Raw genomic sequence first — 19,350 nt, forward strand, 5'->3', positions numbered from 1 at the left:
GCGGACACCACGCCTGGAGGTCCCCATGTCCCGGCCCGTGCACCCGGAGATCTGCGACGCGTCGGCAACCGATCTCGCCCGGCGCATCCGCGCCCGCGACCTGTCGGCGCGTGAGGTCGTCACCGCGCATCTGGAACGCATCGACCAGCTCAACCCCGAGCTCAACGCCATCGTCACCCTCACCGCCGACGCGGCGCTCGAGCAGGCGGCCGAAGCCGATGAGCGCCTCGTGCGCGGCGAACCCGTGGGCCCGCTGCACGGGCTGCCCGTCGCGCACAAGGACACCCACAACACGGCGGGCATCCGCACCACCCACGGCTCCCCCGTTCTTGCCGAGTACGTGCCCGAGCACGACGACATCAGCGTCGAGCGAATCCGCGCGGCCGGTGCGATCACCCTCGGAAAGACCAACGTGCCCGAATTCGGGGCCGGTTCGCACACGTTCAACCCGCTGTTCGGCCCCACGCACAACCCGTACGACACCACGCGCTCGGCGGGCGGCAGCAGCGGAGGCACCGGCGCCGCCCTGGCCGCCGGGCTCCAGACCCTCGGCGACGGCAGCGACATGGGCGGCTCGATCCGCAACCCGGCCTCCTTCTGCAACGTGGTGGGGCTGCGGCCGACGCCGGGCCGGGTGCCCCTGTGGCCGGACTTCACGCCGTGGGCCACCCAGGTCGTCCAGGGGCCGCTGGCGCGGACGGTCACCGACGTGGCGCTGCTGCTCTCGGTGATGGCAGGACCCGATCCCCGCTCCCCCGTCTCCATCGACCAGGACCCGTCCGTGTTCGCCGGGCCGCTCGACAGCGACGTACGCTCCCTGCGCGTGGCCTGGTCGCCGGATCTCGGCGGTGCGCTGCCGGTCGAGCCGTCCGTGGCGGAGGCCGTCGAGGCGGCGGCGGGCGTCTTCACCGGCCTGGGCTGCACGGTCGTCCAGGACTGCCCGGACTTCTCCGGCGCCGACGACGTCTTCCGCGTCCTGCGCGCCTGGCAGATGGCCACCGTGCTCGGCCCCGCCCTCGACGCCCACCGCGACAAGGTCAAGCCGTCGCTGGCCGCCAACATCGCGTACGGACAGCAGCTCACCGGTGCCGATCTGGGCCGGGCCGAGCTGGCGCACGGTGAACTCTTCCACCGGATGCGGGAGTTCTTCGGGCGGTACGACGTCCTCGTCCTGCCGGTCAGCCAGCTGCCGCCGTTCCCGGTGGAGTGGGAGTACCCGACCGAGATCGCGGGCACCGCCATGGGCGACTACCTGGACTGGATGAAGTCCGCGTACTTCGTCTCCGCCACCGGCAGCCCTTCGCTCGCGGTCCCCGCCGGCTTCACCGCCGACGGGCTCCCGCTCGGTGTCCAGCTGGTCGGACCGCACCGCGCCGAACTGTCGCTGCTGCGCGCCGGCTTCGCCTTCGAGCAGGCCACCCGGCACGGGGAGCGGCGCCCGTTCTGAGCTATCCCGCGGGCGGCGCCAGAGGGACCCGGCCCACGGCGCGCCCGTCGGCGCCGAGCAGCCAGCCCATCCGCTTGGGCGTGTGCAGCACGACCGTGCGGTCCTTGACCTCCAGGGCGGGGAACGCGGCGGCGAGCTGCGCCTCGAACGGGTCGATGGCCGGCAGGCCGTGCAGAAGGACCTGTACGAGGAGGTTGTGCGGTCCGGTGACCGAGACGCTCAGCCGGACCTGGCCGAGGCGGGCCAGTTCGGCGCCGGTCCGTCCGAGGAGGCTGTGGGGAACGGACGCGCGGTAGATGACGGTCGTCCCCAGCCCGGCGAGCGGGTGCGCGAAGTCGCAGCGCAGGGTCACGTCCCCTTCGCGCAGCATCTTCTGCACCCTGCGCCGGGCCACGTGCTCGCTCACCCCCGCGGCCGCGCCGAGCGCCGTGTAGCCCAGGCGTCCGTCGGCGCCCAGGGCCGTCAGGAGCGCCTGGTCCTCCGTCGAGGTACGGGGGTTGTCGCGGGTGGCGTACGCGGTGCGGCTCGGCAGCGCGGAGGCGCCCAACTCCGCGCGCCGGGCCGGTTCCAGGGCCCGGATGCGCCAGTCACCGCCCTCGCCGTACAACGTGATGCCCAGATGCATCCGCAGCGAACGCACCCCCGGAATGCCGCCGATGACCCGCTGCACGGCCCCGCCGAGCTGCGACGGTCCTGACGCGGCGACCGAGAGGAACAGATCGTGGTCGCCGGTCGTCTCGTCCACGCTGAACACCCACGGCAGCGCGCACACCCGCTCCCGCACCTCCTCGTGCGCTCCGGGCCTGCTGCCCACCTCGACGAAGGCCACGGCGGCCGTGCGCGCCGAGTCGTACGCGGTCACCCAGGCGAGTCCGCTCGCCCGCAGCCGCTCCCAGCGGCGCGCCGCCGTCGTCGCGTCCATGCCGAGCGCCCGGCCGATACCGGCCCACGGGGCGCGCGGGGCCGACTGCAGCGCGTCGACGAGCGCGAGGTCCTGCTCGGTGAAACGCACCGACTCCCGGTCGCGGGAATCCTGCGGTATCCGCGAGCTGGAGTGAGTTTCCTGCGAAATCACGAGTTCGTCCGCCACAGGCCGGATCTTAGGGGCACTTCCCGGCCACCGCATCGTCGTGGCCCCTGGTGAGAGGAGTGCCATGCCTGCTCCGCCCCCGCACGCGCCCCCGGCCGACACCGGCCGGGCGGCCCGGCACAAACGTGTCGTCAGGACCACGGTCGCCCTGCTCTTCGCCGCCTGGCTGATCGACTACGCCGACCGTCTGATCATCAATCTCGTCCTGCCGGACATCGGCAGGGAATTCGACCTGAGCCGCGGTGAACAGGGCCTGATCGTCTCCGCGTTCTTCCTCGCGTACGCCCTGTGCCAGATCCCGGGCGGCCTGCTCGCCGACCGCTTCGGAGCCCGCCGGGTCACCCTGTGGGCGCTGCTCGCCTGGTCCCTGTTCACCGCCCTGACCGGCTTCGCCTGGTCCTTCGCGGCCCTGCTCCTGCTGCGGTTCGCGTTCGGCGCGGCCGAGGGCATCTTCCCGCCGGCCTCCATGAAGGCACTGGCCGAGCGCACCGCCCCCGCCGAGCGCGCGAGCGCCAACGGCGTGGTGATGAGCTCCACCGCCCTCGCGGCCGTCCTCACCCCGCTCCTCGCCGTCCCGCTGCTCGCCGCGTTCGGCTGGCGCTCGGTGTTCTACTCGACCGCCGCACTCGGTGTGTTCGTCGTCGTGGCGGTACGGCTGTGGCTGCCGGATCCCGCACCTGGCAGCGAGCCCGGGAGCCGTGAGGCACCGCCCCGTCTCGGCGAGGTCCTGCGCATCGGTGTGCTGTGGCGCTTCGCCGCGATGATGTTCGGCTACAGCACCATCATCTGGGGCCTCAACACATGGATCCCGTCCTACCTCGAGGACGAACGCGGTCTGCCGATCACCTCGCTCGGCCCGGTACTGGCCCTGCCGGGTCTGGCCGCCGCGAGCGCGACCGTCATCGGCGGACGGCTGTCCGACCGCTTCGAGGGCCACCACCGCAAGGTGATCGTGCCCAGCATGGCCGTCGTCGCCATCACGTTGCCCCTGGCAGCCAACTCCGCCTCGTTCACCGGGTTCGTGGCCTTCGGCACGGTCGCCATCTTCTGCGCCTCGCTGTGCTACATGCCGATCTTCGCCGTGCCGATGCGCGCGCTGCCGTCGGCCTACGTCGGCATGGGCAGCGCCGTCCTCCTCCTCGGCGGCCAGGTGGCCGGCATGGTCGCCCCGCCCGTCATGGGGATGATCGCCGACGCCCTGTCCTTCGAGGCCGCGTTCGCCTTCCTCGTCCTCGGAGCCGTCATCGCCCTGGTGATGTCCCTGCTCACGCCGCAGGACTCCGACTCCTTCCGCGCCGCACTCGGCATGCCCCTGCACCCGAGCCCGACCACCACCCCGGAGCCGTCATGACCACCACACCCCACACCCCGCTGACCAGCGGCCTCGACGAGCAACTCCCCGGCCTGCGCGCCCTGTACGAGGATCTGCACGCCCACCCCGAACTCTCCTTCCAGGAGGTCCGCACCGCGGGCATCGTCGCCGCCCGGCTGCGTGAGCAGGGCTGGGAGGTGACCGAGCGCGTCGGCGGCACGGGTGTCGTCGGCGTCCTCGCCAACGGTGACGGGCCCGTCGTCCTGCTCCGCGCCGACATGGACGGCCTGCCCGTCAAGGAGCAGACCGGCCTGCCGTACGCCTCCACGCGCACGGCCGTCGACCGCGACGGCAACGAGGTCCCGGTGATGCACGCCTGCGGTCACGACCTGCACGTCGCCTGCCTGCTCGGCGCCACCGCCCAGCTCGCGGCCCACCCGGACGACTGGAGCGGCACCGTCGTCGCCGTCTTCCAGCCCGCGGAGGAGGTCGGCGGGGCTCCGGCCATGATCGAGGACGGTTTCCTGGACCGCTTCCCGCGGGCCGAGGTCTGCCTGGGCCAGCATGTGTTCCCCGCCCCCGTCGGTTTCGCCGTGACCCGCCCGGGGCCGTTCATGTCCGCGTCCGACAGCCTCCGGGTCCGGCTGCACGGGCGCGGCGGGCACGGTTCCGCCCCGGAGACGACCGTGGACCCGGTCGTCATGGCCGCGGCGGTCGTCATGCGGCTGCAGACCGTCGTCTCGCGCGAGGTGGGCGCGACGCAGACCGCGGTGGTGACGGTCGGCTCGATCCAGGCCGGCACGAAGGAGAACATCATCCCCGACACCGCGGAGCTGCTGGTCAACATCCGCAGCACCACCCCCGCGGTACGGGAGAAGGTCATCGCCGCCGTCGAGCGCGTCATCCGGGGCGAGGCCGCCACCTCCGGCGCGCCGAAGGAACCCGAGATCGTCCGCCTGCCCTCGTTCCCCGTGACGGTCAACACCCCTGAGGCCACTGCGGCCGTGACCGCTGTCCTGGGGGACGTCCTCGGCCGGGACCAGGTGATCACGCTGCCCGAACCGCTCACCGGCAGCGAGGACTTCGGCTGCTTCGGCACCGCACTCGGCGTGCCCTCCGTGATGTGGCACTTCGGCGGCGCCGACCCGGCCCTGTTCGAGGGCCTCGGCCCCGCCGACCTCCTGGAACAAGGGCTCCCGGCAGGCGTCGCCTCCAACCACTCGCCGCACTACGCCCCCATGCCCGAGCCGACCCTCCGGATCGGCGTCACGACGCTGCTGGCGGCGGCCGCGCACTGGCTGCGCTGACCGGACGACCAGGCAATCCCGCCAGAAGGGGAATCCCATGAACACCGCAGAGCCCCAGCCCTCACCCGATGACCTCGACCACCTCGGTCGCCTCGGTCGCCTCGGTCACCTCGGCTACCTCAGCGCCACCGACGCCCTCCGCCTGTTCGCCGCCCGGGAGTTGTCGCCGGTCGAACTGATGCGGGCGGTCATCGAGCGCGCCGAGAAGACCGAACCGACCGTCAACGCCTTCAGCGAGCGCCTGTTCGACGAGGCCCTGGACCAGGCCCGGAACGCGGAGGACCGCTACCTCGGCAAGGGCGGCCTCCGTCCCCGCCCGCTGGAGGGCATCCCGGTCGCGGCCAAGGAGAAGCACGCCCTCCGCGGCCGCTCCCTCACCGAAGGGTCCCTCGCCAACGAGGGCACCGTCGCCGACGCGAACCACCCGGTCGTCGACCGGATCCTCGATGCGGGCGGGATCATCCACGCCCGTACGACCACACCCGAGTTCTCGATCGCCACCTTCACGCACTCCCGCATGTGGGGCATCACCCGCAACCCCTGGAACCCCGAGTTCACCCCAGGCGGTTCCTCCGGCGGCTCGGCCGCCTCCCTCGCCGCCGGCACGTCCCTGCTCGCCTCCGCCTCGGACATCGGCGGCTCCACCCGGATCCCGGCCGCGTTCACCGGAACCGTCGGCTTCAAGGCGCCGTACGGCCGCAACCCGGGCCTCGGCCCCATCGCCGCCGACCACTACCGCGGCGACGGCCCGCTGGGCCGCACCGTCGACGACGTCATCGCCTTCCAGAACGTCCTGGCCGGCCCCGACCCCCGCGACCACACCACCATCGGGCCGAAGTTGACGCTGCCGACGGCCTACGAGGACGTGGCCGGTCTGCGCGTCGCGCTCTGTGTACGGCTCGGCGAGTACGAGGTCCACCCCGAGGTCGAGGCCAACACCCGGGCCGCCGCACAGGCCCTCGCCGACGCGGGCGCGCGGGTCGAGGAGATCATCCTGCCGTGGACCCGCGTCGACTTGCTGACCGCCATCGCCGGCCACTTCTCCACGACCCTCGGGGCTGCCGTCGAAGAGACCGCGGAACGCCACCGCGAACTGCTCAGTTCCTACACCCTCGCCTACGCGGACCTCATGAAGTACGCCCGCACGCAGGCGAGTTACCTCGACGCACTACGCGCCGAACACCGCCTCCAGCAACAACTGGCCACCGCCATGACCGGCTACGACGCCCTCATCTGCCCCACCACCGCCATCCCCGGCTGGCACGCCGGGGACGACCTGGCAGGCGAGAAGGCCATCGTCCACGGCGAGGAAACGGTGGAACCCCTCTGGTCCGCAATGACCCTCCCCTTCAACATCAACAACCGCTGCCCGGTCCTCAACGTCCCGTCGGGGACGTCGAGTTGGGGCATCCCGACAGGGCTCCAGATCGTCGGGCATCCCTACGACGATCCGACCGTCTTTCGGGTGGGGAAGGCTCTGGAGGTGGTGCGGCCGTGGGCGTATGACGAGGTGAGGGCCTGGTTGCGGTGAGGTCCGGGTGGAGCAGGAGTGGAACTTCACCGGGCCCCTTGGAGATGGGTCCCGATCCGCAGGAACGCCTGGACGAGCGGGGCGACCGGCACGTCCGGGGAGATGACCTGCGAGCCGAAGTGGACGGCGACGAGGTCCAGGCCGGGTGAGACGAAGAGCCGCTGGCCGTGGATGCCGCTGGCGAGGTAGGAGCCGTACGGGTCGTTCGGGATCCACCACAGGTCGTGGTACGAGAGCGTGGCGGGCGAGTCGGGCGGTGCGGCGGGGAACCGTACGTGCCGGGGATAGCCGTCGGGCACACCGCCGGCGATCGTCGACGCCACCTCCTCGGGTACGACCTGCCGGTCGCCGACGGCCCCGCCGCAGCGGAGCATCTCGCCGAGCCGGGCGACGTCGCGCGCTGTTGCGCTGAAGCCGCCGCACGCGGCCTCGACGCCGTCGCCGTCGAGGATGTAGTAGGCGTCCTCCTCGGCGCCGATCTTCGACCAGATCATCTCGCTGAGCAGCGCGGAGGTGGTGAGGCCGGTGACCCGGCGCAGGACCTCGGCCAGCGTCTCGACGTTGCCGTTCTCGTAGCGGAACTCGGTGCCAGGGCGGCCGGTGGCGCGGGCGGTCAGGAGGTGTTCGCGGATGGTCGTGGGACCGCTGTAGCCGTACGGCCGCAGTTGCGGGGCGATGACCGCGAAGTACCGCTGGGCCTCGATCGCCTTGTCGAAAGGCCGGCCCGAGTAGCTGACCTGGGTGCCCATGTGCAGCAGGTCCTCGATCGTGGCGTCGCCGAACGCGGTACCGGTGAGCTCGGGGACGTGGGCGGATGCCGGGGCCGATCGGTCCAGAAGCCCCTGGTGCGCCAGGGTCGCCGCCATCAGGCCGATATAGGACTTGGCCGCCGAGGCGTTGAAGTGCGGCGTGTGCGCCTCGGTGCCGTGCCGGTACGTCTCGTACACGACGGCGCCACGGTGCATCACGAGGAGCGCGTCCGTCTGGGCCGCGGCGAACAGGTCCTCCAGCTTGAACGTGGTCCCGCCGAGCTCGATGTCGAGTGCGTCGAGGCCGGCCGGCCGCTCGGACAGGGGCCGGGCGGGCTCGGGGCCTCGCCACACGCGGCGGCTCGGGGTGAGCTCGCGGCCCGCGGACGTGAAGCGGCGGATCCAGGCGGGGTCCGTGTAGCCGCGGGTCCACGAGAGATCACCGAGTCGTATCAGGTCGGTCATGTGAGTACTCCGTACCGCAGAGGTCTTGAACAAGTACGCCGTTAACGTACAACCTGTTCAGGAGCAGGCGACAGACCTCGACGTCGATCGCCGTACGCCTGCCATGCGCGTTTCCGCGTGAACCGTCGACCGTCCCACCGGTTCGGCCCGTTCGCACCGCCTCCGCGCCCTTCCCTCCGAGCCGCAGGAGTTCCCCATGGTCGAACCGTCTCTGCCCGCACCGACCCTCGAGAGCGCCGGACCACCAGCGCATCCGGTGTTCGACCGGCGACGGGCCTGGCTGATCACCGCGCTGATCGTGACCTTCATGCTCGTCAACTACGCGGACAAGGCCGTCCTGGGACTCGCGGCCGTCCCGATCATGGACGAGCTGGGCATCAGCAACAGCACCTACGGGCTGATCTCCAGTTCGTTCGCGCTGCTGTTCAGCCTGTCCGGACTGCTCGTCGGCTTCGTTTCCGCGCGGGTCTCCAGCAGGATCCTGCTCTTCACCATGGCCGCCCTGTGGGCGGTGGCCCAGCTGCCGGTCCTGTTCGTCGCGTCGGTGCCGGCCCTGATCGCGGGGCGCATGCTGCTCGGGGCGGCCGAAGGGCCGGCGGCGTCGATGTCGATGCACGCCCTGTACAAGTGGTTCCCGGAGGACCGGCGCGGCCTGCCCTCCGCCCTGCAGATCAGCGGTGCCGCGCTGGGCATGCTGATCGCGGCACCGGTCCTGACGTGGCTGATCACCGACTTCGGCTGGCGCTCCGCGTTCGCGGCCCTCGCGGCGGCCAGCCTGACCTGGAGCCTGGTGTGGTGGCGGACGGGGCACGACGGCCCGTACGGAGCGGAACACACCCGGGCCCGGGGCGCGCGCCCGCCCGCCGGCACCGCGGACGCGGGTCCCGCCGGACAACGGCTCCCGTACCGGCGCCTGCTGCTGAACGGAACGGTGCTCGGGAGCATCGCCGCCGCGTTCGGCGCCTCCTGGGCGATGGCGCTGAGCCACGCCTGGCTGCCCGCCTACCTGCGGACGCAACTCCACATGACGCCCGGCACGGCGGCCACGTTCATCAGCGTCATCTCCGCGTTCAGCCTCGTGCTGCTGCTGTCGGTGCCTGCGCTCCTCGACCGCCTGCACCGGCGCGGCCTCTCACGCCGGTGGTCGAGCGGTGCCCCGCAGGGCATCGCGGTCACCGTCGCGGGGCTCGCCATGGCCGCCTTCCCCTTCGCGGACAGCGGCACCCGGCTGGTGCTGCTCACGGTGGCCTTCGGCGGGCACGCGATCACGTTCCCCCTTCACTACATGACGGCCTCCGCCGTGGTGCCTCCGCTCCAGCGGGGGGCGGTCTTCGGCGTCGTGGCGGCCACGGGGACCCTGCCGGGGCTGATCGCCCCGTATCTGACCGGGCATCTCCTGGACTCCGCCTCTTCGCAGAGCGCCGGGTACACCGCGTCGTTCCTTCTGTCCGCCGCCGTCATGACGGCATGCGGGCTGGTGGCATTCGTCGCCATCCGGCCGGAGCGCGACGCCCGGCGACTGGTCACGGCCGTGCCGGCCGAACCCTCGCGCTGAAACGGGCGGGCGGCGCGGCGGGGCGGGGTCGGCGTCACCGCCCGCCGCCCGCCGCCCGCCGCCCGCCGCCCGCCGTCCGGCTCAGGCTCAGACTCAGGCCGGCTGCTCGAAGCCGCTGGCCCAGTACCGTCCGTGCAGCGCCAGGTCGAGCAGCATGCGCACGACGTCCTCGGCGGGCAAGGACGGTGATTCCTGCTCGACCCACCAGCGCAGTACGGCGATCTGCTCACCCACCCACACCCGGGCGAGCAGGTCGGGGTCGATGCGCGGCTGGACCGCGTTGCGCTCCGCACGGGCACGGAACTCGTCCGCGGTCGCCTTGGCGCAGGCGTCCGTGAACATCTGCAGCGGTCTGCCGTCGCCGTCGCCGCGCAGCACGATCCGGTACAGGTCACGCTCCTCGCGCGCGTGCCGCAGCATCTCCAGGACCGGCTTGCCCGTGAAACCGATCACGCTGTCCGCCACGGCGGGGGCGAGCCGCTCGCCGAGCTCGTCCAGGAGGTCGGCCGTCACCCGGGCGAACAGGTCCTCCTTGTCGCGGAAGTGGGCGTAGAAGGTGGCGCGCGCCACGTCCGCCCGCTCGGTGATGTCCTCCACCGTCAGCGCGGTGAAACCACGCTCCAGGACCAGCTCGACCAAGGCGGCCCCCAGGGCACGGCGTGACCGTCTCGTCCTTCTGTCCTCGGCCATCGGCCCCCTCCTCGATCGTCGGCTCGGCGTGCGCGCCCAGTCTAGGGACTCTTGACACCTCACACGTTACTGAACAAGCTGTCTGTAATTGAGCAACCTGTTCAGTTTCCAAGCAGTTCAGTTTCCTGCGCGGTGCGGCGGCACGCCGCTCTGCGCTCCGTTCCCCTTCCGCTCGGAAGCAGGTCACGTGATGAACCTCGGCACCTATCTGGCGCGCAGCGCCCGCTATTGGCCCCAGGCCCCCTCCCTCGTGTGCGGCGACCGGTCCTGGACCTTCTGCGAACTCGACGGCGCGGCCAACCGCCTCGCCTCCGCCCTGTCCGCCCGGGGCCTGCGGCCCGGTGACGCAGTGGCGTCGCTCGCGTGGAACCGCGGCGAGCTCGTGGAGGTCGAATTCGCCCTGTACAAAGCGGGTTTGACGCGCGCTCCGATCAACGCCCGGCTCGGGCGCGGCGAGATCGAGCACATCCTGCGCTACGCCCCCATTCGTGCCCTGATCTTCGACGCGGCGCACCGCGAGGACGCGCTCGCCGCGATCGCCGCCGCCGGCACCGACTGCGTGCCCGTCCCACTCGACGTCCCACTCGACGCCCCGCACGCGTCCGGACCGGGCGAGGTGTCCTACGACGCACTGCTCGCCGAGGGCGACGAGGCGCCGTTCCTCGTCGAGGTCGACGCGTCGCAGCCGTGCGTCCTGAACTTCACCTCCGGCTCCACCGGGGCCCTGAAGGCGGCGGTCCAGACGGTCGGCAACCGTCTCGCCAACATGCGCAAGCTGCTGATGGCCGACGAGTCCCGGCCCCGCCCCGGGACCCGCTACCTGGCCTGCGGCCCCATCACCCACGCCACCGGAATGGGCCTGCTGGCCGGTGTGTTCGGCGGCTCCACCACGTATGTCCTGCCCACCTGGAACCCGCAGAGCTTCCTGGAGACCGTGGAGAAGGAACGCATCACCACCACCTTCCTGGTGCCGGCCATGGTGAACATGGTCCTCGCCCACCCGGAGGCCGAACGGTACGACCTCTCCTCCCTGACCAGCTTGCGGGTCGGCGGCGCGCCCATCTCGCCGCAGCGCCTGCGCGACGCGGTCGCCTTCTTCGGACCCGTCGTCGCCCAGGGCTACGGCCTCGGCGAGACCACCAGCGTCGTCGCGGGACTGAGCTCCGAGGAGATCGCCCACGCGGTCAAGGAGGACGACGAACTGCTCCAGTCGTGCGGGCGGGCCACATACGACACCGAGATACGCGTCGTCGACGAGGCCGGCCGCGAGCTCGCCCCGCGCAAGGTCGGCGAGGTCATCGTGCGCGGCCCCGACTGCGTACGGGAGTACTGGAAGGAGCCGGAGCTGTCGGCCGAGACCTTCCGTGACGGCTGGGTGCACACCGGTGACCTGGCGTGGATGCGGGAGGACGGCTATCTGTTCCTCGTCGACCGCAAGAAGGACATGATCATCTCGGGCGGCTTCAACATCTACTGCACCGAGGTCGAGTCCGCTCTGTACGAACATCCGGCCGTCCAGGAGGCGTGCGTCGTCGGCGTGCCCGACGAGCAGTGGGGCGAGGCCGTCAAGGCCGTCGTCGTACCGCACGCGGGCGCCACCGCCACCGCCGAAGACCTGATCGCCTTCTGCGCGGACCGCCTCGACCGCCTCAAGAAGCCCCGCTCCGTCGACTTCGTGAGCGAACTCCCCCACAACCGCAACGGCAAGCTCGACCGCAAGGCCGTCCGCGAACCGTACTGGGCGAACGCCGCCCGCCGCGTCAACTGACCCACCGCACCACGGAGTCCCTGATGACCTTCTCCCTCCTTCCCGCCTACGACGACCCGCGCACCGCCGAACTGGTCGAGCGCCTGCGCGACTACCTCGACGGCGAGCTCGCCGACTACGAACGCGAGCGCGGCATCACCCCCGCCACCCGCCTCACCCGCGCCGACCTCGAACCGGTCTGGCGCCGCAGCCGTGAACTCGGCTTCTACGGGATCCACCTGCCCGAGGAGTACGGCGGCCAGAACCTCACGTACACCCAGCTCGCCGCCCTGAAGGAGGAGGTGGGCGCCAGCGGACGTGTCCTGTCCCACTGCGTCCTGGGCGACATGGGCGGACCGCTGCGTGCGGGTGACATCCTCAAGCACGCCACCGAGCACCAGCTGAAGACGTATCTGCTGCCGCTGATCCACGGCGAGCGGGCCTGCTGCTTCTCCCTCACCGAGACCGACGCCGGCTCCGATGTCCGCTCCATGCGCACCGTCGCCGTCCGCGACGACGAGCGGGACGGCTACCGCCTCACCGGACACAAGGTGTTCTCCTCGGCCGGCCCCTTCGCCGACTTCGCGATCGTGGTCGCCCGCATGGCCGGTACCGGCGAGGCGGAGGGCGACAAGCCGCTGTTCTCCGCGTTCCTCGTGGACCTGGACAGCCCCGGTTGCCGCGTCGAGGACGGGGCGACCCCGATGTCCGGCGAGCACATCGAGAGCGACATCGTCCTGGACGACTGCTTCGTCCCCGCCGCCAACCTCCTCGGCGAGGAGGGCAAGGGCATGCGCATCGCGCTCGGCCGCGTGACCACCAACCGCCTCCTGCACTGCCCCACCGTGCTCGGCGCCACCCGCCGCGCCGTCAGGCTGACCCTCGACCGCACGCGGACCCGGCAGGTCGCCGGCCAGCCGCTGCTCATGCTCCAGGCCATCCAGCACAAGGTCGCCGACATGGCCACCGAGCTGTACGCCGCACGCTCCATGACGTACAGCGCGCTGGCGGCACTGGACGAGGGCCGCGAGGTCCACGCCGAAGCGTTCATGTGCAAGCTGTTCGTCGCCGAGTCCGCCTTCCGCATCCTCGACGAGGCCGTGCAGATCCACGGCAAGGAGGGGCTCACCCAGGGCAACGAGATCGAGTACCTCTTCCGCAAGATCCGCATGTTCCGCGTCCTCACCGGCACGTCCGAGATCCAACGCAACGGCATCGCCAAGCTCCTGGCCTTCAACCACTGATCCGCGAAGGACACCCGCACATGACTGCCCCGCACTGGTCCGCCCTCGGCGGCAAACGCATCCTCGACCTCTCCCGCCTCCTCCCCGGCCCGTACGCCACCTCGATGCTCGCCGACCTCGGCGCGGACGTCATCAAGGTCGAGGACCCAGCCGGTGGGGATCCGCTCCGCTTCGCCCCGCCCCTGTTCGACGCGCTCAACCGAAACAAGCGCTCCCTCGCCCTCGACCTGCGCACCGAGGAGGGCCGGGAGACCTTCCTGCGGCTCGCCCGCACCGCCGACGCGGTGGTCGAGAGCTTCCGCCCCGGTGTCCTCGCCGACCTCGGTCTCGGCTTCGACGCCCTTCACGCGGTCAACCCGCGGCTCGTCCTGTGCTCCCTCACCGGCTACGGCCAGACCGGGCCCTATGCCGCAAAGCCCGGCCACGAACTCAACTTCCTCGGACTGTCCGGCTTCTTCGCCGTGCCCGGGCGCCTCGACGGCTCCCCCACCCGCCCCGGCGTCCGCGTCGGCGACATGGCCGGCGCCATGCACGCCGCCCTCGCCCTCACCGTCGCCTTGACGGGCGACGGCCCTGGCCAGCACATCGATGTCTCCCTCAGCGAGTCGATCACGGCCTGGTGCTCCCTCTTCGCCCTCCCCCTCCTCGGAATCGAGGACCCGCTGGCAGCCGGACTCGTCCAGGGCGACAATGACGTCTTCACGACCTCCGACGGCCGCCTGCTGTCCCTGGCCACCTTCGAGGACAAGTTCTGGCACCGTCTGCGCACGGAACTCGCCCCCGAATTCCCCGAACTGGACACGGCCGCCTACGACCGGCGGGCCGACCGGACGGCGGCGAGAGAAGAGGTGCACACCCTGCTCCGTACGGTGTTCGCCGCACGCGACCACGACTGGTGGGAGAAGCGGCTCACCGCGATCGACGCTCCCTGGGCCCCCGTCCACACCCGTCCCGCCGACCTCCTCGCCGACGCGCACACCACGGCCCGCAACCTCTTCGACACCCAGGAAAGGACCACCCCTCAAGCCCGCTTCCCCGTCACTTTCGGAGCCGGACTCGACACCTTCCGAAGCCCGGCCCCGGCCCTCGGCGAACACACCCGGGAAGTGGTCGGCGAACTGCCTGCGTAGGACTGGATCCGGCGACGGCGAGGGCGTACAGGGGGAGGCTCCCGAAGGCGCCCTCGCCTTGCCACGCCGCACCGGATGCATGCGCCCAACGCCGGCCGAAATAGAGACCGGCGAGCCAGAAGACCACCTGGATCCCGACACCGCCTCGACGCCGTTCCTGCGAGCCGATCACTCGGGGCGGTCGCCGATGATGGTCACCCGCTCCATGACGCGGTTGCGGGGGTAGTAGTCGCCGTTGGCGTAGTGCTGGGTGGCGCGGTTGTCCCAGAAGGCGATGGTGCCCGGGCGCCGGCGCAGCCGGCACTGGTACTGGTACTCGGGTGACGCGCCTGGTCGAAGAGAAGGTCCAGAAGCTCGCGGTTCTCCGCCGGTGCGAGTCCCGCGATGTGGCTGGTGAAGATCCGGTTGACGTAGATGAGCTTGCGGCCGGACTCGGGAAGGGTACGGACCACGGGGTGCACCACCGGCGGGTACTTCCGCTGCGCGCGTGCGAGGTCCTCGGCACCGAGCTGCTTGCCGAACGACTGGCTGAAGTCGTGTACGGCACGCAGCCCGGCCGGCCGTCCCTTGGTCGCCTCGGGCAGCCTGCACGCAGAACCGCAGGTACCAGCTGCCCGACGGCGCATCCACCAGAAGTTCGGCCAGGGGCAGGGCGAACGCCTCGGCGATCGCGTACGGGCATTCGCCCCGCCCTTCGCGGTCGAGTGCGCCGATGCGGTCTCCCTGCGGAAGGTCGCTGCGGATGCCGGTCAGCGCAACGACAACGCGGTTGCCTCGCATTCACACGAGAGGCCAACTAGGCATTCGTCACCGGCGATGAGCCCCGGACCGGCTCGCCGCGCGCAGCGTGCGCAGGGTGTCGGCGAGCTGCTGCTGGGCCCTGCGCGGCAGAACGGAGCCGATGCGCAGGTCCAGTTCGTCCTCGAAGAGCTGCACGGCCCGGCCGAGCAACTCCTGTCCGGCCGGGGTGAGTTCGACGAGGGAGGAGCGGCCGTCGTCTGGGTTGGGGCGCCGCGCACAGTGACCGGCGGCTTCGATCCGGTCGACGACCTTGCTGATGCCGCCGACAGTGATGGCGAACTCGCGCGCCATGTCCTGCACGCGGCAGCCGCCGGTGCGCTCCAGCATCCGCAGGATCTCCAGCCACGTCAGCGGGATGCCGCACTCCGCGGTCAGCCGGGCGTCGATCGCGTTCCACAGTTCGGTCTCGTAGCGGATCAGGTCGTGGTACAGCTCCTTGAGATCCACCGTCGTGTGCCTTCCGTGGAATGTTCTTTACGCAACGGTCGATGGTACGCCGGTGGCGCACTCCGGCCGGGCGGTCGAGGATCTCGGCGGTGCCGTGGAAGAAGACGGCTCAGCCCCAAAAGGCGTCTTCGGCGGCGGGGTCGCCTGAGAACAGCCAGACTTCGACGATCTTTCCGGCTTCGATACGCAGGACGTCGACGCCGTCCATGGCCATGGCGGCGTCGTCGCGGCGCCCGGCGAAGTGGATGGTGGCGGCGACCAGGTCGCCGTTGGTCATGAGCGCGTGGACCGTGTCGATGGTGAAGGTGCCCTGGCTCGCCTCCATCATGCCGCCGAGCATGGCGAAGACGGCGTCGCGGCCGTTGCGTTCGCCGGAGAACTGGTTGTCGCCGGGCTGGTGCCACACGACGTCGTCGTGGAGGAGGTTGCCCACGGTGTCCAGGTCGCCGTTCTGGATGGCCTGGAAGTAGCTGCGGGCTGTGTCGAGGCTGGTACTGGCCATGGTGGGCCCTCCTGGTGGTACGGGTCTGGTACGGGTCTGGTGCTTGGAGTGTGTTGCGAGACGTCGTCCGCCGCACGCCGGGGCGCGGCGGGCAATCCGGGGCAATCCGGGGTTTTGCGTACTTCCATGGCATCATTTGTATTCCATGGAAGCAAATTGAGGTGGACCCATGCCCCGCCCCCTGCCCGCACACATCGAGGTCCGCGGTGCGCGCCTGAACAACCTCAAGGCCCTGGACGTGGACGTGCCGCTGTGGGGGCTCACCGTGATCACGGGGGTATCCGGCTCCGGCAAGAGCTCCCTGGCTCTGGGCACCCTGTACGCGGAGGGTTCGCGCCGCTACCTGGACGCGCTCACCGCCTACCAGCGCAAGCGGGTCAAGCAGGCGCCGCCCGCGCCGGTCGACCACATCGCCAACGTGCCCTCGGCGATCGCGCTGCGCCAGCGCCCGCCGATCCCGTCCCGCTCCTCCACGGTCGGCACGCTCACCCAGACGTACAACCTGCTGCGCCTGCTGTTCGCGCGGGTCGGCGAGCACCGCTGCCCCAACGGACATCTGTCCACACCGACCCTGGAGGAGGTCGGCACCGGCACCACGGACGAGAACGGCCGGCAGACCTGCCCGGTGTGCTCGGCGTACTTCCAGATGCCCGCGGCCGAGTCGTTCTCCTTCAACTCACCGCTCGGCGCCTGCCCGACCTGCAAGGGGCTCGGCACAGTCGACGAGATCGACGAGCGGGCGCTGGTCCCGGACGACTCCCTCAGCCTCGACGAGGGTGGCGTCGCCTCCTGGAAGCTGCCCGGACGGCGTGAAATGCCGCTGGTGGCAGCCCAGTTGGGAGTGCGTACCGACATCCCGTTCCGCAATCTGACCAAGCGCGAGAAGCAGCTCGTCCTCGACGGTCCGGCCGAGAAGCGGGAGATCGCCGTCCCGACGAAGACCGGCCGCGTCTTCCGTCTCAACATGACCTACGTCAACGCCCGCCAGGCCGTGACCGAGGCCGGGGACACCGCGGGCGCCGCCCGCTTCACCACCACCCACGCCTGCCCGGCCTGCCACGGCACCCGCCTGAAGGAGGAAACCCTCGCCACCCTCCTCGACGGACGCAGCATCGCCGAGACCTCCGCCCTCGACCTCTCCTCCCTGCGCAGCTGGGCCGAGAAACTCCCCGGCCTGCTGCCCGCCGACCTGCGCGAGCTCACCCTCGACCTGACCGGCCGCCTCCTCGAGGGCCTCGATCCGCTGCTCGACCTGGGCCTCGACTACCTCACCCTGGACCGGCCCGGCCCTTCGCTGTCCACGGGCGAGCGTCAGCGCATCCAGCTGGCCGCCACCGTGCACGCCGGATCCACCGGAGTCCTGTACGTCCTGGACGAACCCAGCATCGGCCTGCACCCGGCCAACCTCGACGGCCTGCTGCGCGCCCTGGACCAGCTGGCCGACGGCGGCAACACCGTCCTGGTCGTCGACCACGACCTGGAGATCATGCGCGCCGCCGAGCACCTGATCGAGATCGGTCCCGGCGCCGGACGCGACGGCGGCCGCCTCGACGCCGTCGGCACGACCGCCGGACTCGCCGCCGACCCGTCCTCGGTCACCGGCCCCTACCTCGCCGGCACCGCACCCCAACTGGTGCGCACCCAGCGCCCCGTGGACGACACGACCCCGCGTCTGCGTCTCCACGTCAACGACCTGCACAACCTGCACGACGTGGCCGCCGACTTCCCTCTGGGCCGCTTCACCCTGGTCACCGGCGTCTCCGGATCCGGCAAGTCCAGCCTCGTCCTGGACAGCCTCGTCCCCGCCCTCGAAGCACACCTGGCCCAGGGTGTGCTGCCCGCGCACGTCGACCGCCTCGAAGCCGACGTCCCGCTCACCGGCCTGCGCCACCTGGACGCCGCCCCGATCGGCCCCAACTCCCGCTCCACACCCGCCACGTACACCGGCGCCCTGGACGCGCTGCGCAAGCTGTACGCCGCCACCGACGAGGCCGGCAAGCGCGGCTGGAACGCGGGGCACTTCTCGTACAACACCAAGGCCGGTCAGTGTCCCGGCTGTCAGGGCCTGGGCGAACTGTCCATCGACATCCAGTACCTGCCCGATCTGCCCATGCCCTGCAACACCTGCCACGGCGGCCGCTACAACGCCAAGACCCTCGAAGTCACCCTCGACGGCCTGAACATCGCCGAGGTCCTGCGCCTGACCGTCGACGAGGCCGCCGAGCACTTCGCCGCCCGGCCCGCCGTCCACCGCCCGCTGCACGCCCTGCGGGAAGTCGGCCTCGGCTACCTCACCCTGGGCGAGGCCACCCCCACCCTCTCCGGCGGCGAGGCCCAGCGCATGCGCCTGTCCACCGCCCTGCACAGCGACAGACCCGGCACCGTGTACGTCTTCGACGAACCGTCCGTCGGCCTGCACCCCAAGGACATCGCCACCCTGGTCACCACACTCGACCGGCTCCTGGACACCGGCGCCACCGTGATCGTCATCGACCACGACACCGACCTGATCTGGAACGCCGACCACGTCATCGACCTCGGCCCCGGCGGCGGCCCCGACGGCGGCCGCATCGCCACCCAGGGCACCCCCGAAGAGCTGGCCGAAGCCGCGACCACCCCGACCGGCCAATGGCTGCGCCGCACCAGCCGCACTACGCGCCGGTCGGCGGCGGGGCGCCCGTGACGGGCGTAGATCGCTCGCCCTCAGCGGGAATTGCCTTCCATAGATTGCATTACGAGGTCATGACTAAGGACGCCCTGGCCGAGGGCGGTGGCCCCGTCCGGGGAGGAGCTGGGAGGTCCTCGCAGAGGACGGCCGTACCCGAGTCGTACTCAACGCCCCGCAGCGTCACGCCCCAGAACACGTTGTGCGCCCACACCGCACATAATGCGTACGCACAAACCGCAGGTCATGAGCCCTTAGCGGCCGGTTCCAAAATCGCCACGCACTCCACATGATGGGTCATCGGGAAGGTGCCGGCCTGAACGGTGAACGGCGAAACGACAGGTCAACCAGGGTGCTACGACTTATGTGAGGGTGCGCAGGCGCCACCAGCGTCAAACACGCGTCACAACGGACAGGTCAACTCCGCTCCGTGCTCCTGCGCCTGGCCCCGAACCACGGCCCACCACCGTAACTCCAGGATTCGTACGTTCCCGAGCGCCAGCCCACCTCAAAGCGAGGCGCTTACGCCTCCCCGATGGAGCCCGCCGCGAACCAGCTGCCGTCGAGCCTGACTGAACCGATGGCCCCGCGCATCTGCCGTTGCGCCCCGCCTTCTCCTTGGGCCCGCGTACGGACTCGCTCTCATGGACGGCTACGCGATCCAGGCG

15 protein-coding genes and 1 pseudogene are annotated in these 19,350 nt (G+C 71.1%); 9 read left to right on the plus strand and 7 right to left on the minus strand.

Going from position 1 to position 19,350, the window contains the following annotated elements; translation table 11 throughout:
* Positions 1-25: 25 nt before the first annotated feature.
* Positions 26-1,447, plus strand: a complete 1,422-nt coding sequence (locus ACIBI4_RS24570) for an amidase (RefSeq protein WP_399206173.1) — start codon at positions 26-28, stop codon at positions 1,445-1,447.
* Between the two features lies 1 nt (position 1,448).
* Here the strand turns inward: ACIBI4_RS24570 and ACIBI4_RS24575 are convergent, their stop codons facing one another.
* Complete coding sequence (locus tag ACIBI4_RS24575; RefSeq protein WP_399206174.1) at positions 1,449-2,537, minus strand: Lrp/AsnC family transcriptional regulator; 1,089 nt, start codon at positions 2,535-2,537, stop codon at positions 1,449-1,451.
* Between the two features lie 64 nt (positions 2,538-2,601).
* Between ACIBI4_RS24575 and ACIBI4_RS24580 the strand changes: the two genes are divergently transcribed.
* The 3 genes from ACIBI4_RS24580 to ACIBI4_RS24590 are packed head-to-tail and all read left to right on the plus strand — an operon-like array spanning position 2,602 to position 6,687.
* The gene (locus ACIBI4_RS24580) at positions 2,602-3,888 is read left to right on the plus strand and encodes an MFS transporter (RefSeq protein WP_399206175.1); all 1,287 of its coding nucleotides are present in this window, start codon (positions 2,602-2,604) and stop codon (positions 3,886-3,888) included.
* Complete coding sequence (locus ACIBI4_RS24585) at positions 3,885-5,156, plus strand: amidohydrolase (RefSeq protein ID WP_399206176.1); 1,272 nt, start codon at positions 3,885-3,887, stop codon at positions 5,154-5,156. Before ACIBI4_RS24580 ends, ACIBI4_RS24585 begins: the two co-directional genes overlap by 4 nt.
* A 37-nt stretch (positions 5,157-5,193) precedes the next feature.
* Positions 5,194-6,687 carry an amidase gene (locus ACIBI4_RS24590; RefSeq protein ID WP_399206177.1) on the plus strand — a complete coding sequence of 498 codons (1,494 nt, stop codon included), beginning with the start codon at positions 5,194-5,196 and terminating at the stop codon, positions 6,685-6,687.
* Positions 6,688-6,713: 26 nt separating this feature from the next.
* On the opposite strand, the gene ACIBI4_RS24595 is transcribed toward ACIBI4_RS24590, so the two are convergent.
* Positions 6,714-7,901 carry a serine hydrolase domain-containing protein gene (locus ACIBI4_RS24595; RefSeq protein WP_399206178.1) on the minus strand — a complete coding sequence of 396 codons (1,188 nt, stop codon included), beginning with the start codon at positions 7,899-7,901 and terminating at the stop codon, positions 6,714-6,716.
* Between the two features lie 196 nt (positions 7,902-8,097).
* Here ACIBI4_RS24595 and ACIBI4_RS24600 point away from each other — a divergent pair, with 196 nt between their 5' ends.
* Positions 8,098-9,456, plus strand: coding sequence for an MFS transporter (locus tag ACIBI4_RS24600; protein WP_399206179.1), 1,359 nt, complete (start codon positions 8,098-8,100; stop codon positions 9,454-9,456).
* A 93-nt stretch (positions 9,457-9,549) separates the two neighbouring features.
* Here the strand turns inward: ACIBI4_RS24600 and ACIBI4_RS24605 are convergent, their stop codons facing one another.
* Positions 9,550-10,146, minus strand: a complete 597-nt coding sequence (locus ACIBI4_RS24605) for a TetR/AcrR family transcriptional regulator (RefSeq protein ID WP_399206180.1) — start codon at positions 10,144-10,146, stop codon at positions 9,550-9,552.
* Between the two features lie 190 nt (positions 10,147-10,336).
* On the opposite strand from ACIBI4_RS24605, the gene ACIBI4_RS24610 reads away from it, so the two are divergent.
* From ACIBI4_RS24610 to ACIBI4_RS24620, 3 genes are read left to right on the plus strand one after another with little or no spacing between them, the layout of a single operon-like run.
* Complete coding sequence (locus tag ACIBI4_RS24610) at positions 10,337-11,914, plus strand: class I adenylate-forming enzyme family protein (RefSeq protein ID WP_399206181.1); 1,578 nt, start codon at positions 10,337-10,339, stop codon at positions 11,912-11,914.
* A 23-nt stretch (positions 11,915-11,937) separates the two neighbouring features.
* Complete coding sequence (locus tag ACIBI4_RS24615) at positions 11,938-13,137, plus strand: acyl-CoA dehydrogenase family protein (RefSeq protein ID WP_399206182.1); 1,200 nt, start codon at positions 11,938-11,940, stop codon at positions 13,135-13,137.
* A gap of 20 nt (positions 13,138-13,157) precedes the next feature.
* Positions 13,158-14,267, plus strand: coding sequence for a CaiB/BaiF CoA transferase family protein (locus ACIBI4_RS24620; RefSeq protein ID WP_399206183.1), 1,110 nt, complete (start codon positions 13,158-13,160; stop codon positions 14,265-14,267).
* A 168-nt stretch (positions 14,268-14,435) separates the two neighbouring features.
* Here ACIBI4_RS24620 and ACIBI4_RS24625 read toward each other — a convergent pair whose 3' ends face one another.
* The 4 genes and pseudogenes from ACIBI4_RS24625 to ACIBI4_RS24640 form a co-directional block, all read right to left on the minus strand.
* A complete protein-coding gene (locus ACIBI4_RS24625) occupies positions 14,436-14,564 on the minus strand; it encodes a TauD/TfdA family dioxygenase (protein ID WP_399206385.1) in 129 nt (42 codons plus the stop codon).
* A gap of 80 nt (positions 14,565-14,644) precedes the next feature.
* Positions 14,645-14,893, minus strand: a pseudogene (locus tag ACIBI4_RS24630) (TauD/TfdA family dioxygenase); the annotation flags it as partial.
* 181 nt (positions 14,894-15,074) lie between these two features.
* On the minus strand, positions 15,075-15,515 hold the full coding sequence (locus ACIBI4_RS24635) for a MarR family winged helix-turn-helix transcriptional regulator (protein WP_399206184.1): 441 nt from the start codon (positions 15,513-15,515) through the stop codon (positions 15,075-15,077).
* Positions 15,516-15,624: 109 nt separating this feature from the next.
* Positions 15,625-16,017 (minus strand): nuclear transport factor 2 family protein, encoded by a 393-nt coding sequence (locus tag ACIBI4_RS24640; protein WP_399206185.1) that lies wholly within the window; start codon positions 16,015-16,017, stop codon positions 15,625-15,627.
* Positions 16,018-16,186: 169 nt separating this feature from the next.
* Here ACIBI4_RS24640 and ACIBI4_RS24645 point away from each other — a divergent pair, with 169 nt between their 5' ends.
* Positions 16,187-18,700, plus strand: a complete 2,514-nt coding sequence (locus tag ACIBI4_RS24645; protein ID WP_399206186.1) for an AAA family ATPase — start codon at positions 16,187-16,189, stop codon at positions 18,698-18,700.
* The last annotated feature ends 650 nt before the right edge of the window (positions 18,701-19,350 follow it).

Origin of the sequence: Streptomyces sp. NPDC050418 (assembly GCF_044458745.1) — a bacterium.
In the GTDB taxonomy this organism is placed as follows: Bacteria; Actinomycetota; Actinomycetes; order Streptomycetales; family Streptomycetaceae; genus Streptomyces.

Excerpts from the sequence above, each read along its gene's own strand:
- ACIBI4_RS24570 (WP_399206173.1), top strand. The coding sequence starts at position 26 with ATGTCCCGGCCCGTGCACCCGGAGATCTGCGACGCGTCGGCAACCGAT.
- ACIBI4_RS24580 (WP_399206175.1), top strand. The coding sequence starts at position 2,602 with ATGCCTGCTCCGCCCCCGCACGCGCCCCCGGCCGACACCGGCCGGGCG.
- ACIBI4_RS24585 (WP_399206176.1), top strand. The coding sequence starts at position 3,885 with ATGACCACCACACCCCACACCCCGCTGACCAGCGGCCTCGACGAGCAA.
- ACIBI4_RS24590 (WP_399206177.1), top strand. The coding sequence starts at position 5,194 with ATGAACACCGCAGAGCCCCAGCCCTCACCCGATGACCTCGACCACCTC.
- ACIBI4_RS24595 (WP_399206178.1), bottom strand. The coding sequence starts at position 7,901 with ATGACCGACCTGATACGACTCGGTGATCTCTCGTGGACCCGCGGCTAC.
- ACIBI4_RS24600 (WP_399206179.1), top strand. The coding sequence starts at position 8,098 with ATGGTCGAACCGTCTCTGCCCGCACCGACCCTCGAGAGCGCCGGACCA.
- ACIBI4_RS24605 (WP_399206180.1), bottom strand. The coding sequence starts at position 10,146 with ATGGCCGAGGACAGAAGGACGAGACGGTCACGCCGTGCCCTGGGGGCC.
- ACIBI4_RS24610 (WP_399206181.1), top strand. The coding sequence starts at position 10,337 with ATGAACCTCGGCACCTATCTGGCGCGCAGCGCCCGCTATTGGCCCCAG.
- ACIBI4_RS24615 (WP_399206182.1), top strand. The coding sequence starts at position 11,938 with ATGACCTTCTCCCTCCTTCCCGCCTACGACGACCCGCGCACCGCCGAA.
- ACIBI4_RS24620 (WP_399206183.1), top strand. The coding sequence starts at position 13,158 with ATGACTGCCCCGCACTGGTCCGCCCTCGGCGGCAAACGCATCCTCGAC.
- ACIBI4_RS24640 (WP_399206185.1), bottom strand. The coding sequence starts at position 16,017 with ATGGCCAGTACCAGCCTCGACACAGCCCGCAGCTACTTCCAGGCCATC.
- ACIBI4_RS24645 (WP_399206186.1), top strand. The coding sequence starts at position 16,187 with ATGCCCCGCCCCCTGCCCGCACACATCGAGGTCCGCGGTGCGCGCCTG.